The sequence below is a fragment of the Massilibacillus massiliensis genome (genome assembly GCF_900086705.1).
Taxonomy (GTDB): domain Bacteria; phylum Bacillota; class Negativicutes; order FLKF01; family FLKF01; genus Massilibacillus; species Massilibacillus massiliensis.
In genome coordinates this window covers 3863082-3887591 of the sequence record NZ_LT575483.1, presented here as the reverse complement: position 1 = coordinate 3887591, position 24510 = coordinate 3863082, and the positions used below count along the sequence as shown (strand labels likewise).

Genomic DNA, 24510 nt, shown 5'->3' with positions numbered 1-24510 from the left:
TACTATACTATATTAAACCCTATCTTTTAATTGGGCTTAAATTTTAAAGTGTATCATATTAGGAGGCGTTTATTTTATGGCTAAAAAAACTGTAAAAATCACTGAAACTGTACTTCGCGATGGACAACAATCTTTGACTGCTACGCGCATGCGTATTGAAGATATGTTGCCACAATTAGAAGCACTTGACGAAGCAGGATTTTATGCAATTGAAGCTTGGGGCGGTGCCACATTTGATAGTTGCTTACGTTTCTTAGGTGAAGATCCATGGGAACGTTTGGACACACTTAAAAAACACTTAAAAACTCCAATCTCGATGTTATTAAGAGGTCAAAATATTCTAGGATATAACCATTATGCAGATGATGTTGTAGACGAATTTGTAAAGAAAGCTGTAGAACATGGTGTTAGTATCATTCGTGTATTTGACGCCTTAAATGATGTACGGAATATAAAAGTCGCAATCGAAGCAGGGATAAAATATAAAGCACATGTACAAGGTACTCTTGTTTACACAATCAGCCCTTACCATACGAATCAAACTTTTGTGGATCTTGCGAAAGAATTAGAAAAAATGGGCGTTCATTCTATCTGTATCAAAGATATGTCAGGTTTATTAAAACCTTATGTTGCAGAAGATCTTGTTAAATCCTTGAAAGCGGCTGTTAAATTACCAATTGAATTGCATACACATTATACTAGTGGCTTTGGTTCCATGACTTACATGAAAGCAATTGAAGCTGGTGTAGATATTATAGATTGTGCATTATCACCATTCTCACTTGGTACATCACAACCTTGTACAGAAACAATGATTGCTGCATTAGAGGGAACTGAATACGATACAGGCATCAATCGTAAAGCATTAACTCCTATTGCTCAACATTTCTTAAGTGTGAAAAATAAAGTTATTGGTGAATTCAAACTTAAAAATCATTTTGATGTTGACCCTAATGTACTTGACTTCCAAATTCCTGGCGGCATGCTTTCAAATCTTTACAATCAACTTAAAGAGCAAGGTATGGAAGACAAATATCAAGATTTGCTTGAAGAAATGCCTCGCGTTCGTGCTGACCTTGGCTATCCTCCATTAGTAACTCCATCCAGCCAAATCGTTGGTTCTATGGCAACATTTAATGTCATGATGGGTAAACGTTACGCTATTGTACCTCGCGAAGTTAAAGATTTAGCACGCGGTAAATATGGTAAAACTCCAATGCCAGTTGCTGATGAAGTACGTGAATTAATCATTGGCGATGAAAAGATTATTGATTATCGTCCGGCAGATGATATCGAACCACAAATGGAAAAATTAAAAGCAGAATTAGCTGAAAAAGGTTATCCAAATGCTTCCACTGAAGACGTTCTTTCTTACGCATTATTCCCAGAAGTTGCGTTGGAATTCTTCAAAAAACATCGTTAATTTATAATATATTAGGCATGTACTTCTAGTACATGCCTTCAGTTTGTAAATAAAAAGAGCTAGAAATTCATTTTATGAACTTCTAGCTCTTTTTATTTTTATTTTATATAATTTCCCCGAAAAACTTCTTCAGCCGGGCCAGATAAATAGACGTGTTGATCTACGCCCCATTCGACAAATAAATCTCCACCATCTAATTCAATTTTTGCACTGCGCCCTTCTATTTTTTTATTAAGAATCGCAGCTACGATCGTTGCACAAGATCCAGTTCCACACGCTAAGGTAATTCCTGCCCCTCTCTCCCACACGCGCATTCTAAGGTGATCTTTATTCTTCACTTCAACAAATTCTACATTAATTTTTCTTGGGAAAATCTGTGCTGTTTCGATCATCGGACCTATTTTTTCAAGATCTATTTCATTGATATCTTCAACGAAAATTACACAATGAGGATTTCCCATAGATACACATGTAATATCATAAGTTTTATCTAAAATTGTTAATGGTTTATGAATTACCTCCTCCTTGCCAAAGCCAGAGACAGGAATGTCTTCAGCCTTTAGAATAGGTTCTCCCATATCAACTTTTACTGTTTCGAACTTTCCATTTTTAAAAATAAGCTCCGGTTTAATAATACCTGCTTTTGTTTCAATACTAATCTTAGTCTTTAAGGTCAATTTTTCTTCATACAAGTACCGTGCGATACAACGTGTTGCATTCCCACACATTTCTGCTTCACTGCCATCAGAATTAAAAATACGCATTTTAAAATCCGCTATTTCTGACGGTAAAATCATGACCAGCCCATCTGCACCAATTCCAAAATGTCGATCACAAACTTCAAGTGCTGTTTTATGATAATCTTCAATTTGTTCTTTACTACCATCTACAATAATAAAATCATTGCCAATCCCATGCCACTTTGAAAAATAAAACTTCATATCTTCAACCTCCTAAGAATTTTAAATTCTATTTATAAATAAAAGTATCTTTTATCAAATACTCATCTTATAATATATTATATACAACATTTTTACTATTAATAGCGCATATATTGCTTAAAACATTGCAAAAAGTGCTCTATATTCCATTGCTCTATGAATTTGGAGGTATTATATGTACAATCGATACGCGAATAATAGATCTGGTTACTTAAACCACGATTTTCGGGTTTTTCATTTACGTGATAAAAAGCAGCAAGAATTTGAATTCCACTATCATGATTTTAAAAAAATTATCTTCTTTTTATCGGGAAAAGTCACTTACCTGATTGAAGGTAAATCTTATATTTTAAAACCTGGTGATATCTTACTAGTCGATAACCATGATATACATAAACCTTTGATTGATCCTTCCGAGACCTACGAAAGGATCATTATTTGGGCAAATATGCACCTAATCGAAGCCTACCGCCATAAAGACTGTGATATTGCTAGATGTTTTCAAGTAGCAAAGGAAAAAAAATCAAACTTAATTCGTCTAGAGTCATCCACCGCCAGAGATAAAATGAAAACGGTGCTAACAGAGTTAGAGACATCTTTGACAACAACAGAATTCGGCAGTAATTTATTAAGCAAAGCATTATTTATTCAATTGATGATTTACCTGAATCGAATGCAACTTAATCATCAAGCTTATAACCTTGATGATGCAATTACCTATGACAAACAAATAGAAAAAATTTTAAATTATATTAATGAACATTTAGCAGAAGATATTTCTATTACATTTCTTGCTGAAAAATTTTTTCTCAGCCGATATTATATGATGCATAAATTCAAAAAAGCGACCGGCTATAGCCTACACAATTATGTTCTGCAAAAACGGCTTATAGTAACGGCTAATTTAATAAAACAAGGCATTCCCATAACTAAAGCAGCCACGCAATGTGGATTTCATGATTATTCAAATTTTCTACGTGCTTTTAAAAAATTATTTAAAAAATCACCTCGTGAATGGATTTCATAAATCTCGCAAAATGTATTCAAAAATTAAACAGAGCCCAAATAGGCTGTCGCAATTTTTCTATTGCGGCAGCCTATTTGTATTAAAAAAAGCAAGAATTACCAATAAACTCTTGAATAATAGAATTTGTTGGAATTTCATTCTCTTCAACGATATCATCAAAATATTCTAGAAAATCTAAAAGTCTAATAGCTTCTGCATATTCGGGCAAGCTTTGATCAACCGCTTCCAATAATGGTTTTGCGTATTTCTTTAAAACTCCTAATTCATAAATTAGAGCAGAATTAAACATAATATCCGCATCCTCTTGAAATGGAAAAATATTTTTCTCCTCACCATTTCTTACTGACGGCCATTGCTTAATTGTTTTAAGTGCGTTTGACCCTCTAAATTGATGATCGCGAACCATACGCCGGATTAAACGTGCGTCTGTAGTAGGAACCCTATTATGCCCATCAATCGCCAGCTGTGTTAATGCACTAATATAAATTTTATATTTATTCTCACGCGGAATCCCTTTTGTTAGCGCCTCATTCAATCCGTGAATTCCCTCAACAATAACAGGCTGATCTTTTCCTAACTTAAGAATATTACCTCGATATTCTCGTTTACCAGTTAAAAAATTATAGTACGGAACCTCAACGGCTTCTCCCTTTAATAAACGAAGCAAATGTTCATTAAACAACTCTAGATCCAATGCTTCAAGTGCCTCAAAATCATATTCACCCTGTGCGTCTCTTGGCGTATAAATACGATCTAAGAAATAATCATCTAATGAAATCGATACAGGTACTATACCATTTACCCTTAGTTGAATACCTAGCCGCTGTGCAAAAGTAGTTTTTCCTGAAGAAGAAGGCCCTGCGATTAATATAAGCCTAACTTTTTCAATATGTCCCGCAATAAAATCGGCAATCTGTGCAATTTTCTTTTCGTGCAAAGCCTCGGACACACGAATAATATCACCAATATTCCCTTCTTTATGATATGCGTTCAACTTCGCTACATAATTACAGTTTAATATTTGCGACCATTTTTCGGCTTCAGCAAAAATATGTGCCAATTTAGCTTGTTCCTGAAACGCTGATACAACGAATGGATTTTTCGCCTCTGGTACCCGAATAATCATCCCAGGCTTATAGAAATCAAGTGAAAATACTGTCAATACACCCGTTTCAGAAACCATTGGTCCATATAAATAATCATAAAAATCACCACAATAATAGACACTTACTGTTTCTCGATTCAATGACGCAATCAGCTCTACTCGTTCTAATTGTCCGCTCTGATTAAATAATTCAATCACATCATCTTTCGGCAAAAATTTTTTGATGATTGGACGATTTTCTTTGACAATCTCACGCATCCTTACTTCAATTTTATAGACATCTTCCTGCGTAAGATCTCGACCTAAATAAACTTCACAATACAATCCTCTACTTAATGAATGCTCCACAGTGATTTCAACGTCTTGAAAAAGCTCATGCACGGCTGTAATCATTAAAAAAGTAACAGAACGTTGATATACTTTTATTCCATCTTCACTCGACATATCTATAAATTCAACTTTAGAATCTTCTACCAAGTAATTTTGCAGATCTTTCATTACATGATCCACTTTTGCAGCAACAACTAAAGTTTCATAAGATTCTTTAAACGATTCACTTATCTCTTGCAAAGTTATATATTTTTTACACTTAATTTTTTTCTGGTTTTTTACATCAACTAAAATTTCTTCTTTTATCATTTAAAAATCCTCCAACAAAAAAATAAAAAGCATACTACTATAATAGTATACTTTTCATCTTACTTTTGCTAGCAAAATTTAAATTAACCAAATATATATTTGACAAAAAAATAGATAATAGCGCCCATCGCTGCGGTACAAGGAATCGTCAAAATCCATGCTACCACCATCTGTTGGGCTACTCCCCAACGTACTGCACTAATACGTTTTGCACTTCCTACCCCCATAATAGAACCAGATACAACATGGGTTGTGCTTACTGGTAAATGCAATAATGTTGCACTAAATACAACAATAGAAGAATTCAAATCTGCTGCAAAGCCACTAATCGGTTCCAGCTTAAAAATCTTTCCACCCATAGTTTTTATAATCTTCCAGCCACCAGCTGCAGTACCACACCCCATAGAAGTTGCAGCGGCAATTTTAACCCAAGTAGGAACTTCTAAAGAACTTACATATCCGCCGCTCAACAATGCTAATGTTATAATTCCCATTGCCTTTTGGGCATCATTCGAACCATGTGAAAAAGACATCATCGCTGCAGATAATATCTGCATTCTTTTAAATTTATTATTGATTGTAGACGGTGAGAAACTACCAAAAATCCAATATAGTAACATCATAATGACAAACCCACTTGCAATTGCAATAATAGGTGAAAAAATTAAAGACAATACAATTTTAAAAATACCATAAAAATTAAGTCCTATAGGCCCAGCCGAAACTAAAACTGCGCCAACGATACCGCCAACAAGCGCATGTGACGAACTACTTGGAATGCCAAACCACCATGTAGCCAAATTCCATATAATTGAACCAATTAAAGCAGCAATGATCACTTTTTCATCGACATGCTGCGCAGAACTTACAATATCGCCACCAATTGTTTTGGCAACGCCTGTACTATACATAGCCCCAAGAAAATTTAAACAAGCAGCCATCATAATCGCTACTTTTGGTGGAAGTGCCCTCGTGGATACTGATGTTGCAATCGCATTCGCTGTATCATGAAACCCATTGATATAGTCAAACAATAACGCTAAAGCAACAACAGTAAAAATTAAATACTGTAACTCAAGCATATTTCATTACCACACCTCTAATTAGATCTGAAATATCCTCACAGTGGTCTAATGTATTTTCCAGGTATTCTAAAACTTCTTTCCACTTGATGACCTCAATTGGGTTTACACATGAATCAAATAGATGTGCTACTTCTTTACGATACAAGCGATCGCCTTCACTCTCTAATTTTTCAATTCGCCGTGTATGATCCAAGATCTTATGCTGATTGGTCTTAATATTTTTCAATAATGTAAACGCCTTCACCAATTCATCGGTACTCTCTATAAGTAATTGTGTCAATTCTATAGCGCCATCCCTCGCTTCTCCAGTACGATAAAGCACCATCCTTTGAATCGTGCCTTGCAAGAAATCCACACCATCATCAAGCCCATTTGCCAATGCATAAATATCTTCGCGATCGATAGGCGTAATAAAAGTTTGATTTAATTTGTCGATAATACGATCATTAATATCATCTGCATCATGCTCAAGGTCAATAATTTCCTTCATTTTACTTTCAGCTTTGTTATAATCCCTCATTACTTCATTCATTAACAAGGCACCCTTATTAAAGTAATTAGCACTATCAACAAATAAATCAAAAAACTCGTCATCTTTGTGCTTGAAGTTAAACATATTTTGTTTTGCCCCCCAAAATCTTTGTTAGTTTCCCTGTAGATTTGACCATACTTTTTACTATATCATTATTCACAAAATTACACAATATCAAAAATTGGGCGTACAAATTACATATTTTTTCATATATTTTGTATTAAAATTCTCTTTATTTGACGATTTGGAAAATATTTTAAACTTTCCACTTCAAATATACCCACTTTTATATTTATATTATTATATCCAAAAAAATAAACTTACTTATAGATAAAATTATAAGTAAGTTTATAAAAATTAAATAAATTTATTTATTTGCAACATATTGCATTGCTTTTAATGTTTTTTCTGCCATCCCTTTTACCTTAGCTGCAGATATTGCACAAACAGCAATTCGAACGCCCATCTTCAATGGTACTGCAAAAATTAAATCATCATGTAACTTTTCGCAAACAGCATCTGGGTCATCTGCTGGAATAGAAATAAAGAAGCCTGCCCTATATGGAAGTACATTTAATCCGCATGCTTTAGATTCTTCCATAAAGATACTTGCACGTTCACGAATCATTTTATATAAAACATCGCGCTCTGCTTCAAACTGCGCAAGTAATGTTTTATCTTGATCAATTGTTGTTAAAAGGCGCATTGCACCACGATTAATATTTGACCAAGTCGCACGACTTGTATATTGGTTAATCGCTGCAAATTCCTCAATAATTGCTTTACTAGAAGATATACCGATCATAGCACCTGTACGTTGTCCATACATCGTATATCCTTTCGACATACTAAACGCTAAAATCCCCAGAATATTTTCTGGTAAGTTGCTAAACTTCCGTAAAAATTTACGCGATTCGTTCTTTTCACCAGCATAATCAATATACGCAATATCAACTAAAATCGTAATCTTTTTATCCGGATTCTTTGCCTGTGCTTTACATACATCTAGTACTTTAGTCCAATCTTCATCAGTCAGGCTAAACCCTGTTGGATTATGTGCTGGCGTATTAATTATAATGACGATAGAACTTTGTTTTGCCAAGATTTCATTTACTTTAGACTCAAATCCCTTAATATTAAAATTTTGATTTTCATCAAATAATTGATATGTATCTAAATTTCTCAAAGCTTCTTTACAAAGAACATTGTATGGTCCCCAGTACCAATCAGAAGTAAGTACCGTATCTCCTATTTCAGAATAGTTCCAAATCGTATGATGAATAACCCCGCTGCCACCTGCAGTAGCAACTGAATTAAAATATGCTTCTGGTTTATTATCTGCAAAGGCAAGATTAATTGTAGCTTGCAAATACTCAGGCAAACCAGAAATCGGCGCATAAGCGATCAATTCTTGGATTGGTAACCCACGCAACACTTTTTCCACTGTAGGTATACAAGTCAAATTTTCGTTATCATCCATAATAGCGCCAATTGTAGCGTTTACAACTTTCTCTTTACCATATTGTTCACAAGCCTTTACAGCAGCACCACTTGCTCCAAAAATCTTGTCAGTTGCAAATTTTCCCTTTGAATGAGATGCAGCAATACTAGTTAACATTTATTTCTCCCCCTAATAGCCATTTTGGCAAATAAAATTAATATTTTAAATAATCAAATGTCTTATATTTTATAAAACATTGAATTTCTTTTTAACCTATATATAACACACACAAGAAAACTAGCTACTCATCAGAGCAGCTAGCATATGAACTTTTCAATATTATTTCGCCGGAAAAAATTCCTCATGAATTGCATTTACTGCTTCCTGCAATTTCGTATTTTTTATTAGACACGATATACTGATTTCAGAGGTACTAATTACCTCAATATTAACTCCAGCTTTTGATAACGCACCAAACATCCTAGCTGCTATCCCAGGGCTGCCCAACATGCCTGCACCTACAATAGAAACTTTTGCAACATCTTCTTCAATGAGCACAGCAATTGCATTTAAATCTTCGGCTACTTTATCGACAAGCTTCTTTGCCTCTGGTAAGTCTGTAATTGCAACAGTAAACACCATGTCTGTTACATTTTTCTCAATATTACGGATACTTTGTACAATCATATCAACATCAACATTTGCATCCGCAAGTGCAGAAAAAATAGCATGTGCAATTCCAGGATTATTAGGAACACCTAATACAGCAATCTTTGCCACATCATTATCATGTGCAACGCCTCTAATTGTAAACTCTTTATCTTCCATTGTATATTCCTCCCTAATAAAAGTACCCGGTTGTGTAGTAAACGTTGAACGAACATGAATGGGAATATTAAAATACTTGCCCATTTCGACAGATCTAGGCTGCATTACCCCTGCACCTAATCTGGCCATTTCAAGCATTTCATGATACGTAATTTCTTTCATTTTACGCGCATCTTTAACAATTCGCGGATCAGCAGAATAAATACCATCAACGTCGGTAAAAATTTCACAACTATCAGCTTTGAGAGCTCCAGCAAGTGCTACAGCAGAAGTATCAGATCCGCCTCTGCCAAGTGTTACTGGATCACCAGCATCATCCGAGCCTTGAAAACCAGCCACAACAACGATATTCCCCTTATCAAGTTCAGCAAGCACTCTTTCTGGTTTAATATCCGTTATTTTTCCTTTTGTATGTACAGAATTCGTTTTCACTCCTGCGAGCGAACCTGTTAATGATATAGCGGGCTGACCAAGTGTTTTAAATGCCATTGTAAGCAATGAAATAGATACTTGTTCACCAGTTGTCAAAAGCATATCCATTTCACGTGCATATTGATATGGTTCTTTATTAATTTTTTTAGCAAGTGCGATTAAATCATCCGTTGTATCTCCCATTGCAGATACAACCATAACAATTTTATCATTTGGCTGCTTTTCATCTATGATTCTTTTGGCTACTGCCATAATTTTTTCTATATTGCCAACAGAACTACCACCAAACTTTTTTACAATTAACCCCATTGCTCTCCCCCTAAACTTGTTTAACACTTTATCATTTTTGTAATTCTTCGCAAAAACACAAAGTCCTCTTGTACATGGACAAATTATTACAAAAAAAATAAATTTAATATTTAATCATTATAACCGATATCAGATATAAATGTAATACTTTTTAACTTGTTTATAAAAATTTTGTCAACATACTGTTGTAATCAGTAAAACCAACTAGACTTTTTTCTGAATCTGTGATAAGTTTTAAGGGTAGTATCCTTTTAATGTAGTCCTGTGAGACTGAAAAGGTGCATAATAGAATGAATTATGTACATTTTCTGTCTCTTACATGCTTGTAAGAGATTTTTATTTTGCCCAAATCATTTATATAAGGAGAGATTTATTACATGAATAATCGTGTCATAAAAGTCGAAGAAAAATTACCATTGTTTACAACAATTCCACTTAGCCTCCAACATTTATTTGCTATGTTTGGTGCTACCGTGTTAGTTCCAATTTTATTTAAAGTAAATCCAGCAACAATTTTACTCTTTAATGGGATTGGAACACTACTTTATTTATTCATTTGTAAGGGTAAAATCCCTGCCTACTTAGGTTCTAGTTTTGCATTTATTTCACCTGTTTTTGTAATCTTACCACAATACGGTTACGAAGCAACCCTCGGTGGATTTATCGTTGTAGGTATAGTATTTTCTCTTGTCGGGTTGAGTATTCGTGCTCTTGGCACCCAATGGATCGATGTAGTATTTCCACCAGCAGCCATGGGTGCAATTGTCGCCGTAATAGGCTTGGAATTAATGCCTACAGCTGCAGGTATGGCAGGATTAACGGGCGATGTCATCGATGCCAAAGTAATCACTGTATCTATATTTACTCTACTCGTAACCATTTTAGGCTCAGTCGCCTTTCGCGGATTTCTAGCTATTATTCCAATCTTAATTGGTGTACTAAGTGGTTATGCATTATCGCTATTCATGGGTTTAGTAGATTTATCTCCAATTTATACTGCTGCATGGTTTGCTATGCCAACAATTTATTCTCCTATATTTAATATGAGTGCAATCGTCATTATATTACCGGCAGCACTCGTAGTTATCGCTGAACACATCGGTCACTTAATCGTTACTGGCAACATTATTGATAAAGACTTAACAAAAGATCCTGGACTTGATAAATCCTTATTAGGCAATGGTATATCTACCATTATTTCTGGCTTCTTTGGTTCCACACCAAACACAACGTACGGTGAAAATATCGGCGTTCTTGCAATCACTAAAGTTTACAGTGTATGGGTAATCGGAGGCGCAGCAATTTTTGCTATTATCCTCTCTTTCGTGGGCAAACTTGCTGCAGCAATTCAAACGATCCCCGTTCCTGTTATGGGCGGTGTCTCCTTATTACTGTTTGGTGTAATTGCAACATCTGGACTTCGAATGTTAGTCGAAGCAAAAGTAGATTACAACAAACCTGCTAACTTAATTCTTACCTCTGTCGTACTTGGTATCGGTGTTAGCGGTGCAAGCATAACACTAGGTACAGTTACCATGAAAGGAATGGCATTAGCAACAATTGTTGCAATAATTCTAAGTCTATCTTTTAGAATTATTGAATTAATCAATAAAAAATCATAAGAGAATTTAACATAAATAAAGCGAGCAATGATTTCGAATAGAAATACATTGCTCGCTTTATTTATGTTATGCTCTAAAATTTATAAACTGCAAATCAATGTCAAGATCTGCTTGTCTTAATTTTGCAATAATCTGCTGTAAATCATCTTTATTTTTTCCAGACACGCGCACTTGATCATCTTGAATCTGCGCTTGCACTTTTAGCTTTGTTTCTTTGATTAAATTTATCACTTTTTTAGCATTTTCTTTGCTAATTCCACTTTTCACTTTAACTATTTGCCGCACAGTTCCTTGCGCTGCTGCCTCAATCTTACCATAATCAAAACTCTTTGTAGACACATTCCGTTTAATTGCCTTGGCTTTCAGTATATCTAATACATTCTCTAATTTAAATTCATCATCACTGATTATTTTTAAATCATTCCCCTCTAAAGTAATATTAGATTTACTATTTCTAAAATCAAAACGCTGACCAATTTCCTTCATTGCTTGATTTACAGCATTATTAACTTCCTGCATATCTGTTTCAGATACTACATCAAATGAACAATCTTTTGCCATAAAACTCCTCCTAAAATACTTTTTGTTATTATTCTTGACTATTTTGCGAAATTCCTGCAAATCATTTTTAAACAATCTCTCTTTTATCTGGTAGCATTATTATAAATTTATTCATATTATACTCTAAATCCAACTTTATCTTTCCTTAACATAGAGGAGGTCGAATGCTTTATGGATTGTAACTATCCACATTGGTATAATAACGAATGCGCTGAACCGAATAATGATATGGGATATAACTGCTATGATCAGCGAATGTGTGGTACATTTCCTGATGCGTCATTCAAGGATCGTTTACTCGGCATGCTCGGATGTAAAATTATATTTTCCGTAGATGCCAGAGTCTGTGGTCGAGAAACATTATGTGGTTCACTTTGCTATGTAGGCTGTGATTTTATCATTGTCAATCTTTGCATGCATCGTAAATCACTTTCAATGTACATTCCTATTTGTATGATTAGATTTCTAGCACTTGATAAATAGCAATATTTGGCATAGGAATAAACTTTAACAGGGGGTAATCTATTTGCGAAATTTCCGTAATCGTAAACCTATGTCAATGGACTTTGACCATATGAAAGCATTACATGAAGAATGTATTGAACAGCTGGATTTAATGCGAACTGCATTAGATTCTGCGCAACTTGCAAGCGGTACCATGCGCGACACATTAGATAATATTGCAAATCATCATTGGCATACCTATATAGATGTAATTCATCTAATTTGCATGCATGATGAAGAAATGAACGTTTCACTCAATAAAATCGGATTAGATCTTCGTACAGAAGCAGATACTAGTGAAAATTCACACCAAATCAAACGAGTTTTTATCGCAAGCCTTATCCATGCCCTAATTCGTCGACATCAACGAGTTATATATATCTACAAAATAAATGGAGAACCAATGAAAGATTATTTAATTGAATCAACACTAGTAGAACGCGACTGTATCGCTACAATCATTTCTATGATACACTCAACATTGTAAAAACAGGGGTGGGTAATTATCCACTCCTACCTTAACTTTTCTTACATATTATAAAGATATTCTGTATAATATAATTGATTCAAATACATAATTAACATTACAAGGAGATTTTATGCCTACTTTCACTGTTCCTAATGAAATAGAAGCTCAACCTATCAAAAACTATCTACGTAAGTACGAAAATATTTCTCTTACCCTTTGGCGTAAAATAAAAAATAATAATTGCCTCAAAATTAATGGTATATTAATTAATCCTGGAACTGCAATGATAAAAGCAAATGATCATATCAGCTATGAAATTGAAGAACATTGTCAGATTTCCCCCATTGAAATGCCGTTAAATATTTGTTACGAGGATGAATATCTCATTGTCATTGACAAACCAGCTGGACAGTTAGTACACCCAACAACCAAAGAACACTACACAACCTTAGCAAACGCGCTCTTATATCATTATAAAAAGCAAGGATTGCCATTATCTTTTCATCCAGTTCATCGCTTAGATAAAAACACATCTGGCCTTGTCTTGATCGCCAAAATGCCCCATATTCAAAATCTTTTCTCTTTTTCTTCACAACAAAAAACACTGCATCGTACATATCAAGCCTTAGTTTTAGGCACGCCTGCCCCAACTGAAGGAATCATTCATGCACCGATTGCCCGAAAACCCAATAGCATTATCGAACGCGTGGTCTCAGAAAATGGACAAGAAGCGATTACACATTATAAAATAATAAAAACTTTTTCAGATTTCTCCTTAGTAGAACTCGAACTTACAACAGGGCGCACACACCAACTTCGTGTTCACTTATCTTTCATAGGACACCCAATTCTAGGCGACGACTTATACGGTAAAGCAACGGAACTAATTCATCGCCAAGCATTGCATGCAAAACAATTAGCTTTTATTCACCCAATTACAAAACAAAAAATTGAATTAACCAGTCAATTGCCCAAAGATATCCAACAAATTATCAATACACAATAATAATTTTAGAATAAATTTAAAGTATAACTATATTTTAAAACTATAAAATATGTTATAATGAACGAGCTAGTAGTATTTTATATAATTTACTTAGGGGGTAATATTATGCCATTAGTTACAACTAAAGAAATGTTTAAAAAAGCTTATGAAGGCGGCTATGCAATCGGTGCTTTCAATGTAAACAACATGGAAATTGTTCAAGGAATTACAGAAGCGGCTAAAGAAGAAAATGCACCTCTTATTTTACAAGTTTCTGCTGGTGCAAGAAAATATGCAAAACATACTTACTTAGTGCATTTAGTTCAAGCAGCTCTTGAAGATACTGACCTTCCAATCGCACTTCATTTAGATCACGGTGCTGATTTTGATATTTGTAAATCTTGTATCGATGGTGGATTCACTTCAGTTATGATTGATGGTTCACATCATAGTTTCAAAGACAATATCGAATTAACTAAACGTGTTGTTGACTATGCACACAGTAAAGGCGTTGTAGTAGAAGGTGAATTAGGACAACTTGCAGGTATTGAAGATGATGTAAACGTATCCGCTGAAGATGCTTCCTATACGCAACCAGAACAAGTTGAAGAATTTGTTAAAAGCACTGGTGTGGATTCTTTAGCAATTGCAATCGGGACAAGTCATGGTGCTTTCAAATTTAAACCTGGTCAAAAACCAAAATTACGTTTTGATATTTTGGAAGAGATTGAATCCAGACTTCCTAATTTCCCAATCGTTCTACATGGTGCTTCTTCTGTCGTTCCAAAATATGTTGAAGCAATCAATAAAAACGGCGGTAATCTAGCAGATGCAATCGGCATCCCAGAAGACATGTTACGTCAAGCTGCTAAAATGGCAGTCTGCAAAATTAATATTGATTCTGATTTACGCCTTGCTTTAACTGCTGGTATTAGAGAACACTTATTCACAAATCCTTCTCACTTTGACCCAAGACAATATTTAACTCCAGCTAGAGCAAATATCAAAGAATTAGTTAAACATAAATTGGTACATGTTCTTGGCTGTAATGGTAAAGCTTAACCTAAAGAAAAATCTATAATCTCTTTATAAATTGTAAATGGTCTAAATCATCAATGATTTAGACCATTTACTTTTTCTTTTTTATAAAATAACAAAAATCACGCTGGATTATATTCAATAATGTTCAAAGCTGCTTCTTTATTTAAATCAATAATGACACCGGTATCTAATTTTACCAATGGTAATGCAGCATAATCCTTCGGATATTGAATAATTTGTCCCTTCGTTTTATCAGATAACAATATTGTGGAGCCAATAAAAGCCTGCTGGACATTCATTACGAATGGCATACATATTCTTGGATCCAAAATATCGAACATACCTTTCGTAATCATCACCAATGCCGAGAACGGCGTTTGCTTTAAAAAACCTTCTCTTTCTGTTGTAATATTATCATATGTATTTGCTACAGCCACTATTTTTGCATAATCATGAATATCATCACCTAACAAATTAAAAGGAAAACCAGTACCATCGACTTTTTCATGATGCTGTAACACAGCTCTCTTAACACCTTCAGATAAATTTGCATTATTTGATACAATTTTATTCCCCTCTATTGGATGCTGAATATAGATTTCTTTTTCCTCGTCAGACAAATTCTCAATATTCTTTTCAATTATTTTTTGATCCAACTGAGTTTTTCCAATATCGTGTAAAAAACCTGCAAAAATAACATCTTGGATAGCAGCTTCCTCATACTCTAGCCATTTAGCTAATACACCAGCTAAAATTGCAACGCGCAATGAATGATTATAAGTTGAATTATCCATAGATTTTAACTCATACAAATAATCAATAACACCACTTTGGCGTACCATGGGTACAATCGTATCATTTACTAACTTTTTCATCTTTTTCACTGGAACATCTTTATCATTTGCGATTTCTTTAAAAAGCTTTTCCACAACAATCAAAACTTCTTTATACTCCGCAACAAAGCCATTACTACGATTCAGCATAGATTGCACAAGCAATTCTCTAGGATTCAAATCATAATCATCTTTAATATACAGACTCTCTATACCTAAAAACTTCAATCTGGTAATATGTGCTTCTGATAAAAGCGTATTCTCCGCCAATACAACAATCATATTATCATTAATTATTGTACGCGCTAAAGTCATGCCTGGTCTAATTTCACTAATATTTATATTTCTCATAATTACACCCCTTACTACAATTATAAAAAAAAAATCACAATGTAGCACTCTTACTAAAGACCTATTTATTCGAATTATTTAAAAATTTTTATATAAATAAGCACTTTTCATGGAAAAAATACTTATTTTTCTCCCTCCCATTAGAATTATATCAAACGCAGCCTACAAAAAATACAAAAATTTCATAATTAAATCAACAAAAAATTGTAAACCAAAAACTTTTTGCTTACCTGAAAAAATCCATCCACCTTAAAATTATAATTGTACCAGAATAAAACTAGCACTTCCACATCTCAGGCTCTCTTCCTCGTAGTTGTAGCACTCTGTCAGTCTTGTTCTTCTGCGAATCTATTTCTGCACTACAACAAAAAAGCACTCACAAGCGTGAGTGCTTTTCAACTTAACCAGCAACTACCGACTTTCCCAGGGCGTTTCCACCCAAGTATCCTTGGCCTCTAAGTGCTTAACTACTGTGTTCGGTAGTGGAACAGGTGAATCCACTTAGATGCCCGACATGGCGATAGCACCACATCTGCGTCGTCACTCCTGCGATCCTTCGTTTCACGTACATGGAGTACTGTTCACCTCAGGTTCTCGTCCTTCCTAGCAGTTGCAGCACTCTCACCAGTCTTGTTCCTGCGAATCATTTTTATACAAAAAAAGCACTCACGTTTGTGAGTGCTTTCCATCTTAACCGGCAACTACCTATCCTCCCAGGGCGTTTCCACCCAAGTACTTTCGGCGTTTATAGGCTTAACTACTGTGTTCGGTATGGGAACAGGTGGATCCCTATAGCTGTCGTCACCAGATTCTTCAGAGTTATTCTCTGAAAACTATACAGAAGTTTTATTCTTGTATGAATTCTTGCATTTTAGTTTCTTTCTTCTCTAGACACCTTCTGGTGTCTGGCTTTTTTTAAGTCAAGCCCTCGACCTATTAGTACCAGTCAGCTGAACACATTACTGTACTTACACTCCTGGCCTATCAACCTTGTCTTCTTCAAGGGGTCTTACTAGATTACTCTATGAGAAACCTCATCTTAAGGCTGGTTTCACGCTTAGATGCTTTCAGCGTTTATCCTTTCCGAACGTAGCTACCCAACTGTACTCCTGGCGGAATAATTGGTACACCATTGGTTCGTCCACTCCGGTCCTCTCGTACTAGGAGCAGCTCCCTTCAAGTTTCTTACGCCCGCGATGGATAGGGACCGAACTGTCTCACGACGTTCTGAACCCAGCTCACGTACCACTTTAATGGGCGAACAGCCCAACCCTTGGGACCTACTTCAGCCCCAGGATGTGATGAGCCGACATCGAGGTGCCAAACCTCCCCGTCGATATGGACTCTTGGGAGAGATTAGCCTGTTATCCCCAGGGTAGCTTTTATCCGTTGAGCGATGGCCCTTCCACTCGGTACCACCGGATCACTAAGCCCGACTTTCGTCCCTGCTCGACCTGTCCGTCTCGCAGTCAAGCTCCCTTCTGCCTTTGCACTCTTCGCGCGATTTCTGTCCGCGCTGAGGGAACCTTTGGGCGCCTCCGTTACTCTTTCGGAGGCGACCGCCCCAGTCAAACTGCCCGCCTGACACTGTCTTGAATTTCGTTACTCTTACAGTTAGAATTCCAGTAAATGAAGGGTGGTATCCCAACAATGACTCCTACAAAACTTGCGTTCTATATTCTCAGTCTCCCACCTATCCTGTACATCATTTACCAAAATTCAATGTCAGGTTGCAGTAAAGCTCCATGGGGTCTTTCTGTCCAGTCGCGGGTAACCTGCATCTTCACAGGTATTTCAATTTCACCGGGTCCCTCGTTGAGACAGTGCCCAAGTCGTTACACCTTTCGTGCGGGTCGGAACTTACCCGACAAGGAATTTCGCTACCTTAGGACCGTTATAGTTACGGCCGCCGTTTACTGGGGCTTCAATTCACATCTTCGAATTACTTCTAAACGCTCCTCTTAACCTTCCAGCACCGGGCAGGTGTCAGCACCTATACGTCAGATTTCTCTTTAGCAGGCACCTGTGTTTGTGGTAAACAGTCGCTTGGGCCTCTCTTCTGTCGCCTTCAGTCGCTTTGCTCTGCTTGAGAGCTCACAACCAATGGCCATCCTTTTCCCGAAGTTACGGATGCATTTTGCCGAGTTCCTTAACGAGGGTTTTCCCGCGCACCTTAGGATTCTCTCCCCGCCTACCTGTGTCGGTTTGCGGTACGGGCACCTCTAATCTCGCTAGAAGCTTTTCTTGACAGCGTGGTCCATTCGATTTCTCTTCGGCCGAAGCCTCAGATACCCATCACTCCTCAGGTATTCAAGAGACGGATTTACCTGTCTCTCACCCTACAAGCTTAGACATACTATTCCATCAGTATGCTCGAACTTCCTTCTGTGTCACTCCATCACTCAAACAATTATTGGTGGTACTGGAATTTTTGCCAGTTGTCCATCGCCTACGCTCTTTGCCTCGGCTTAGGTCCCGACTTACCCTGAGTCGACGATCGTTGCTCAGGAAACCTTAGGCTTTCGGTGGAACAGATTCTCACTGTTCTTTTCGCTACTCATACCGGCATTCTCACTTCTATACTCTCCAGCACTCCTCACGGTATACCTTCTTCGTGTATAGAACGCTCCCCTACCCAAGATATATTTTTCAATATCTTGACGCGACTTCGGTTCTGTGCTTTAGCCCCGGACATCTTCGGCGCAAAACCTCTCGACCAGTGAGCTATTACGCACTCTTTAAATGGTGGCTGCTTCTGAGCCAACATCCTGGTTGTTTGTGAAGTTTTACATCCTTTGCCACTTAGCACAGCATTGGGGACCTTAGTCGGCGTTCTGGGCTGTTTCCCTCTTGACTACGGATCTTATCATTCGCAGTCTGACTCCCAAGCTATCAGTATAGCCATTCGCAGTTTGACTGGGTTCGGTAAGCTTTACGCCCCCTAGCCCGATCAGAGCTCTACCGTCTATACTTATCACTTGAGGCTAGCCCTAAAGCTATTTCGGGGAGAACCAGCTATCTCCGCGTTCGATTGGCATTTCACCCCTATCCACAACTCATCCCAAAACTTTTCAACGTTCACGGGTTCGGTCCTCCACGCAATTTTACCTGCGCTTCAACCTGGTCATGGATAGATCACTGCGGTTTCGGGTCTACAATATATAACTCTCGCCCTATTAAGACTCGCTTTCGCTTCGGCTCCGTATTTTCTACTTAACCTCGCTATATACTGTAACTCGCCGGTTCATTCTTCAATAGGCACGCTGTTGACCACATAAGGGTCTTCAACTGCTTGTAGACATACGGTTTCAGGTTCTATTTCACTCCCCTCCCGGGGTTCTTTTCACCTTTCCCTCACGGTACTATGCGCTATCGGTCGCCAAGGAGTATTTTGCCTTGGAGGGTGGTCCCCCCTGCTTCCCACAAGGTTCCTCGTGTCTCGTGGTACTCTGGATCCTGACCCTCAGATGCAGCTTTTTGCTTACAGGAGTTTTACCTTCTACGCTCGATCTTCCCAGATCGTTCAGCTAAGCCATTTCTGATTTATGTCAGTCCTCAACCCCAGTCAACCGAAGTTGGCTGGTTTGGGCTCTTCCCCGTTCGCTCGCCGCTACTTAGGGAATCTCAATTGATTACTTTTCCTCCGGGTACTTAGATGTTTCAGTTCCCCGGGTCTACCTCCTCATGCTCTCAGGCATGGGTAACAGTCCATTACGACTGCTGGGTTCCCCCATTCGGATATTCATGGATCAATGCCTACTTGCGGCTCCCCATGACTTTTCGCAGCTTATCGCGTCCTTCTTCGGCTCTTGGCGCCTAGGCATCCGCCGTATGCCCTTAGTAGCTTGACTTACGCATTCACCGGACTCGTCTATTTCTAGCCAGTCCTAGCTTTTGCTTTAAATCAATTTAGCCATTAAGTTTATACTTAAATGCTTAATTTTAATTTTGAATCCTAAAATGCTCGTTAATTCACTCTCTAAAATTTAGAGAGGTTTTCATACATTTTATTTTCTTCTGTGTAGTTTTCAAAGAACATCTTGAGATCATACTTTCGTATTCTCTCAAAACTAGACAATGTAGTGCCAAATGTGTCGACCTTGGATTACGAAAGTGCATTTAAACTTTCTTGTCTCCTTAGAAAGGAGGTGATCCAGCCGCACCTTCCGATACGGCTACCTTGTTACGACTTCACCCCAATCATCGGCCCCACCTTAGACGGCTGGCTCCTTACGGTTACCCCACCGGCTTTGGGTGTGACTGACTTTCGTGGTGTGACGGGCGGTGTGTACAAGGCCCGGGAACGTATTCACCGCAGTATGCTGACCTGCGATTACTAGCGATTCCGACTTCATGTAGGCGAGTTGCAGCCTACAATCCGAACTGAGAGCTTGTTTGTGGGTTTGGCTCCACCTCGCGGTCTTGCTTCCCTCTATTTAAGCCCATTGTAGTACGTGTGTAGCCCAGGACATAAGGGGCATGATGACTTGACGTCATCCCCGCCTTCCTCCGCGTTCTCCGCGGCAGTCTCCCATGAGTTCCCACCTTTACGTGCTGGCAACATAGGATAGGGGTTGCGCTCGTTGCGGGACTTAACCCAACATCTCACGACACGAGCTGACGACAGCCATGCACCACCTGTTTTCTTGTCTTCCGAAGAAGAGGAATATATCTCTATACTTTTCAATCAATGTCAAGTCCTGGTAAGGTTCTTCGCGTTGCGTCGAATTAAACCACATACTCCACCGCTTGTGCGGGCCCCCGTCAATTCCTTTGAGTTTCAACCTTGCGGCCGTACTCCCCAGGCGGGGTACTTATTGCGTTAACTCCGGCACAGAAGGGGTCGATACCTCCTACACCTAGTACCCATCGTTTACGGCTAGGACTACCGGGGTATCTAATCCCGTTCGCTCCCCTAGCTTTCGAGCCTCAGTGTCAGTTACAGTCCAGAAAGTCGCCTTCGCCACTGGTGTTCCTCCTAATATCTACGCATTTCACCGCTACACTAGGAATTCCACTTTCCTCTCCTGCACTCAAGAAATGTAGTTTCTATCCCATCACGGGGTTGAGCCCCGCACTTTTAAGATTGACTTACATTCCCACCTGCGCTCCCTTTACGCCCAATAATTCCGGACAACGCTTGCCACCTACGTATTACCGCGGCTGCTGGCACGTAGTTAGCCGTGGCTTTCTCGTTAAGTACCGTCATTATAAATCATTATTTACAATCTATACATTCGTCCTTAACAACAGAGCTTTACGATCCGAAAACCTTCTTCACTCACGCGGCGTTGCTCCGTCAGACTTTCGTCCATTGCGGAAGATTCCCCACTGCTGCCTCCCGTAGGAGTCTGGGCCGTGTCTCAGTCCCAGTGTGGCCGTTCATCCTCTCAGACCGGCTACTGATCGTTGCCTTGGTGAGCTTTTATCTCACCAACTAGCTAATCAGACGCAGACCCATCCTTTAGCGATAGCTTATATATAGAGGCCATCTTTTGTAAAAGAAACATGCGTTTCTTTTACAATATTCGGTATTAGCAGACCTTTCGATCTGTTGTCCCCATCTTAAGGGTAGGTTGTCTACGCGTTACTCACCCGTTCGCCACTAAATTACGCTCAACACCCAATTCTTATGGGTTGGCACTTTTTTATGCGTGGTGAATTCACTTCGTTCATTCACCGCATAAGCAGCTTAACATCCAACCTTTTATTAAGAAATCGGTGTTAAGCGTAATTCCGTTCGACTTGCATGTGTTAGGCACGCCGCCAGCGTTCGTCCTGAGCCAGGATCAAACTCTCCAATAAATTTATTATTAGAAAGCCTAAAAGGCTCAATTAATATCTTGTTTCTTTAATTAAAAGAAATTGTTTTTGTTTTGTGTTTATCTTACGATAGACACCGCACATCTGGCATTTATTACATCTACATTGTTTAGTTTTCAGAGAACACTTGCTGGCAAGCTTCGTTGTCAGCTCATTTATATTAACACAACGTTTAAGTTGTTGTCAACATCTTTTTTATCGCCGCGCTTTGTTCATCAGCGACTTGTATTATGTTACACGTTTTATTCGATTATGTCAACACTTTTTTAAAAGTTTTTTTAAACTTTTTCATAAAAAACTAATCAACTCTTCGCACGGCAATGTTTCAGCCCACTGAAACGCGCTCCTTGTTTTCGTTCTTCTATTGTATAGTTGTTTCTAATTATAGTATAGAGAGCAGCTTTACATAAGAAAACAATCCAACGAAGGCAATGAGATGAATCAGAGTCTATACGGAGTAAAACCGACTTATGTCTGACCGTAGGGAGTTTAAGTCGGTTTTGCGGTCTTAGCATTTGTACTACCTTAAGATTGATTCATCTCGCGCCGTCTTGTTTGTTTTCGTTGTGAAGTATCTGCTCTCGCATTAACTTATCCTTCTCCTCTCTTACAGACTGTAGCAGTACTTTAAGAGAATCTGATAATAATTCAAATTCATCACCTGTATGAAATTCTAATTTTTTTTGCAACTGCTCACGCTCTAGCTCTTGCTGCACATCAGCTGAAACCTCTTCAACCGCAGACGTTAATATATTCAGCGGCTTAGATATATGTTTCTCTAATTGCCATAAAATTGCAAAAGCAGAAAAAGAGAAAAGATGAACTGTCACAATCATGCTTACAATGAAATAATGCCAAGCCAAAGCAGTGTCCGCAATCAAATGATTTATAAATGCACCATATATCACTCCACCTACATACACGAACATTATAAAGGAAAAGATTAAAAATCTGTATACCACCTTTGTTTTTATCGGGAACTTGACTAAAGTACTATTTAATTTTACTGAGCTCTGACGAATTACAATTGGTTTTTGCGTAAATAATGTCAGCAGTACAAACATGATCATCCATAAACTAAATGCTATATTAGGATTACTTGTTTCTGAAAAAGCTATATACCCATTTCCAATACAGATAACACAGTATAGCAATATATCGTAATAACCAGCAGAACCAAGTTTTTTCTTATCGCCTTCAGGTATATATATCTTTACATTAGCTTGTGACGCTATTAGAAAAATTAAGCTTCCTAATATGACAGCTATATCAAAATTGTAAAGAAAACATAATAAGAAATCTCTACTATTTACTCCCACGCCACTAGACCCTGTGATCATAGCGAAAAATGAACTAACTGTAAATACACTAAGAAATACAATATAAACGAACTTAAAAAGACTCTTTATGTCACTTATCAAATAACGATCTTCAGGACGTACTTTTATCGTATGCCATAATTTATAAGGAATAAATGCATAAAAAAAGTTCGCAATTGCGCTAGTAATTGCAATATACAAATCATCGCCCAATACAAGATTCCCAACAAAACTACTTATAGCAATACCCGTCGCTGCTATTGGCCCCCAAAGAATGCCTAAGACCGGCGGCAAAAAAACAGCAATTTGAACTCCTGCATTTAAAATAAAAGAAAATACAAATTTAGAAAACAACATCGCTATTAAATAAAAGATACTACTTAAAATTATATGTTTCACATTCATCTTGCTAAAAATATTTTTAAAAAATGCTTTCATAAATACGCTCCGAATTATATCTATTTTCAATCTGCCTAAATTATATATCATACTAAAAAACAAAATTCCATGCTTCTATTACAACTTCATAATTTCAAATTCATTTTTATTAAATTTTATTTTCCCTTGATCTCTTAATTTGCTTAATTCTCTAGATAATGCACTACGATCAACACAAAGAAAATCTGCCAATTCATTGCGGGAAAATGGAATCATAAATTTATCACTTCCCGTTTTTTCCATTTCACTCAAAAAATAAGTTCTCAATTTTTCCCCAATCGTTCGTTGGGAAAGCAAATTCAATTTGTAATTTAATACGATATTTTTTTGTGCAATTATATTTAACATATTTTCAATTAATTTAGAGTGAAATTCACAACTGGAAGTACAACTTGTAATAATGCGCCGAAATCCAATAAATAGAATTTCACAATTTGTCATTGCAACAGTAGTCACCGGACTATTTAAAACTCCAGCACATGCTAATGTCTCAGCAAAAAGTTCTCCTTCTGTCAAGTGCGCAACAATACTTCTATTTCCTAACATATCTTCTTTTATCACTTGAACGGTTCCTTTTAGAATAATCCCAACCTCAGAAATAGGATCTCCCGCCATAAATATCATCGTGTCTTTTTTATATCTGCGTTCAACAGCACCAAGACAGTTCATCATTACCTCAATTTTTTCATTGTCCATATCACGAAATAAGCGTACTTTTCTTAAAAATTCTACATTTTTTTTCATAATGTCACACCTCCGTTGCAAATGCAACAGCCATTTTCGATTAATCATATTATACTCA

17 protein-coding genes and 4 rRNA genes are annotated in these 24510 nt (G+C 37.3%); 7 read left to right on the top strand and 14 right to left on the bottom strand.

Annotated elements, in window-relative coordinates; all coding sequences use genetic code 11:
- Window positions 1–76 precede the first annotated feature (76 nt).
- The gene (locus tag BN6559_RS18560) at window positions 77–1423 is read left to right on the top strand and encodes a pyruvate carboxylase subunit B (RefSeq protein ID WP_110956114.1); all 1347 of its coding nucleotides are present in this window, start codon (window positions 77–79) and stop codon (window positions 1421–1423) included.
- A 98-nt stretch (window positions 1424–1521) separates the two neighbouring features.
- On the opposite strand, the gene dapF is transcribed toward BN6559_RS18560, so the two are convergent.
- Window positions 1522–2364, bottom strand: coding sequence for a diaminopimelate epimerase (gene dapF / locus BN6559_RS18555; protein ID WP_110956113.1), 843 nt, complete (start codon window positions 2362–2364; stop codon window positions 1522–1524).
- 175 nt (window positions 2365–2539) lie between these two features.
- Between dapF and BN6559_RS18550 the strand changes: the two genes are divergently transcribed.
- Window positions 2540–3391: an AraC family transcriptional regulator gene (locus tag BN6559_RS18550; RefSeq protein WP_110956112.1), complete on the top strand. Its 852-nt coding sequence runs from the start codon at window positions 2540–2542 to the stop codon at window positions 3389–3391.
- Window positions 3392–3470: 79 nt separating this feature from the next.
- Here the strand turns inward: BN6559_RS18550 and BN6559_RS19620 are convergent, their stop codons facing one another.
- From BN6559_RS19620 to BN6559_RS18525, 5 genes are all read right to left on the bottom strand, one after another.
- Complete coding sequence (locus tag BN6559_RS19620; RefSeq protein WP_110956111.1) at window positions 3471–5135, bottom strand: nucleoside kinase; 1665 nt, start codon at window positions 5133–5135, stop codon at window positions 3471–3473.
- Between the two features lie 83 nt (window positions 5136–5218).
- Window positions 5219–6217, bottom strand: coding sequence for an inorganic phosphate transporter (locus BN6559_RS18540; RefSeq protein ID WP_110956110.1), 999 nt, complete (start codon window positions 6215–6217; stop codon window positions 5219–5221).
- Window positions 6210–6836 carry a DUF47 domain-containing protein gene (locus BN6559_RS18535; RefSeq protein ID WP_110956109.1) on the bottom strand — a complete coding sequence of 209 codons (627 nt, stop codon included), beginning with the start codon at window positions 6834–6836 and terminating at the stop codon, window positions 6210–6212. Before BN6559_RS18535 ends, BN6559_RS18540 begins: the two co-directional genes overlap by 8 nt.
- A 283-nt stretch (window positions 6837–7119) precedes the next feature.
- Window positions 7120–8370 carry an aminotransferase class I/II-fold pyridoxal phosphate-dependent enzyme gene (locus BN6559_RS18530; RefSeq protein ID WP_110956108.1) on the bottom strand — a complete coding sequence of 417 codons (1251 nt, stop codon included), beginning with the start codon at window positions 8368–8370 and terminating at the stop codon, window positions 7120–7122.
- 162 nt (window positions 8371–8532) lie between these two features.
- The gene (locus BN6559_RS18525; RefSeq protein ID WP_110956107.1) at window positions 8533–9762 is read right to left on the bottom strand and encodes an aspartate kinase; all 1230 of its coding nucleotides are present in this window, start codon (window positions 9760–9762) and stop codon (window positions 8533–8535) included.
- 377 nt (window positions 9763–10139) lie between these two features.
- On the opposite strand from BN6559_RS18525, the gene uraA reads away from it, so the two are divergent.
- Window positions 10140–11384 carry a uracil permease gene (gene uraA / locus BN6559_RS18520; protein WP_110956106.1) on the top strand — a complete coding sequence of 415 codons (1245 nt, stop codon included), beginning with the start codon at window positions 10140–10142 and terminating at the stop codon, window positions 11382–11384.
- A gap of 66 nt (window positions 11385–11450) precedes the next feature.
- On the opposite strand, the gene BN6559_RS18515 is transcribed toward uraA, so the two are convergent.
- Window positions 11451–11945 (bottom strand): YajQ family cyclic di-GMP-binding protein, encoded by a 495-nt coding sequence (locus BN6559_RS18515; protein ID WP_110956105.1) that lies wholly within the window; start codon window positions 11943–11945, stop codon window positions 11451–11453.
- 171 nt (window positions 11946–12116) lie between these two features.
- Here BN6559_RS18515 and BN6559_RS18510 point away from each other — a divergent pair, with 171 nt between their 5' ends.
- The 4 genes from BN6559_RS18510 to fba all read left to right on the top strand — a co-directional run bounded on the left by BN6559_RS18510 (window position 12117) and on the right by fba (window position 14965).
- Window positions 12117–12428 (top strand): hypothetical protein, encoded by a 312-nt coding sequence (locus BN6559_RS18510; RefSeq protein ID WP_110956104.1) that lies wholly within the window; start codon window positions 12117–12119, stop codon window positions 12426–12428.
- A gap of 43 nt (window positions 12429–12471) precedes the next feature.
- Window positions 12472–12936: a hypothetical protein gene (locus BN6559_RS19440; RefSeq protein ID WP_199884144.1), complete on the top strand. Its 465-nt coding sequence runs from the start codon at window positions 12472–12474 to the stop codon at window positions 12934–12936.
- Window positions 12937–13048: 112 nt separating this feature from the next.
- Window positions 13049–13924 (top strand): RluA family pseudouridine synthase, encoded by an 876-nt coding sequence (locus BN6559_RS18500; protein ID WP_110956103.1) that lies wholly within the window; start codon window positions 13049–13051, stop codon window positions 13922–13924.
- A gap of 105 nt (window positions 13925–14029) precedes the next feature.
- Window positions 14030–14965: a class II fructose-1,6-bisphosphate aldolase gene (gene fba, locus BN6559_RS18495; RefSeq protein WP_110956102.1), complete on the top strand. Its 936-nt coding sequence runs from the start codon at window positions 14030–14032 to the stop codon at window positions 14963–14965.
- Window positions 14966–15063: 98 nt separating this feature from the next.
- Here fba and BN6559_RS18490 read toward each other — a convergent pair whose 3' ends face one another.
- From BN6559_RS18490 to BN6559_RS18460, 7 genes are all read right to left on the bottom strand, one after another.
- Window positions 15064–16128, bottom strand: a complete 1065-nt coding sequence (locus BN6559_RS18490) for an HD-GYP domain-containing protein (protein ID WP_110956101.1) — start codon at window positions 16126–16128, stop codon at window positions 15064–15066.
- A 402-nt stretch (window positions 16129–16530) separates the two neighbouring features.
- A 5S ribosomal RNA gene (rrf, locus tag BN6559_RS18485) occupies window positions 16531–16641 on the bottom strand.
- A gap of 179 nt (window positions 16642–16820) precedes the next feature.
- Window positions 16821–16937 (bottom strand): 5S ribosomal RNA (rrf, locus tag BN6559_RS18480).
- 107 nt (window positions 16938–17044) lie between these two features.
- Window positions 17045–19979 (bottom strand): 23S ribosomal RNA (locus BN6559_RS18475).
- 290 nt (window positions 19980–20269) lie between these two features.
- Window positions 20270–21933: ribosomal RNA gene (locus BN6559_RS18470) — 16S ribosomal RNA — on the bottom strand.
- Together the 16S, 23S and 5S rRNA genes form the textbook arrangement of a ribosomal RNA operon.
- 554 nt (window positions 21934–22487) lie before the next feature.
- The gene (locus tag BN6559_RS18465) at window positions 22488–23708 is read right to left on the bottom strand and encodes a hypothetical protein (protein WP_110956100.1); all 1221 of its coding nucleotides are present in this window, start codon (window positions 23706–23708) and stop codon (window positions 22488–22490) included.
- Window positions 23709–23786: 78 nt separating this feature from the next.
- Window positions 23787–24452: a Crp/Fnr family transcriptional regulator gene (locus BN6559_RS18460; RefSeq protein ID WP_110956099.1), complete on the bottom strand. Its 666-nt coding sequence runs from the start codon at window positions 24450–24452 to the stop codon at window positions 23787–23789.
- Window positions 24453–24510 lie beyond the last annotated feature (58 nt).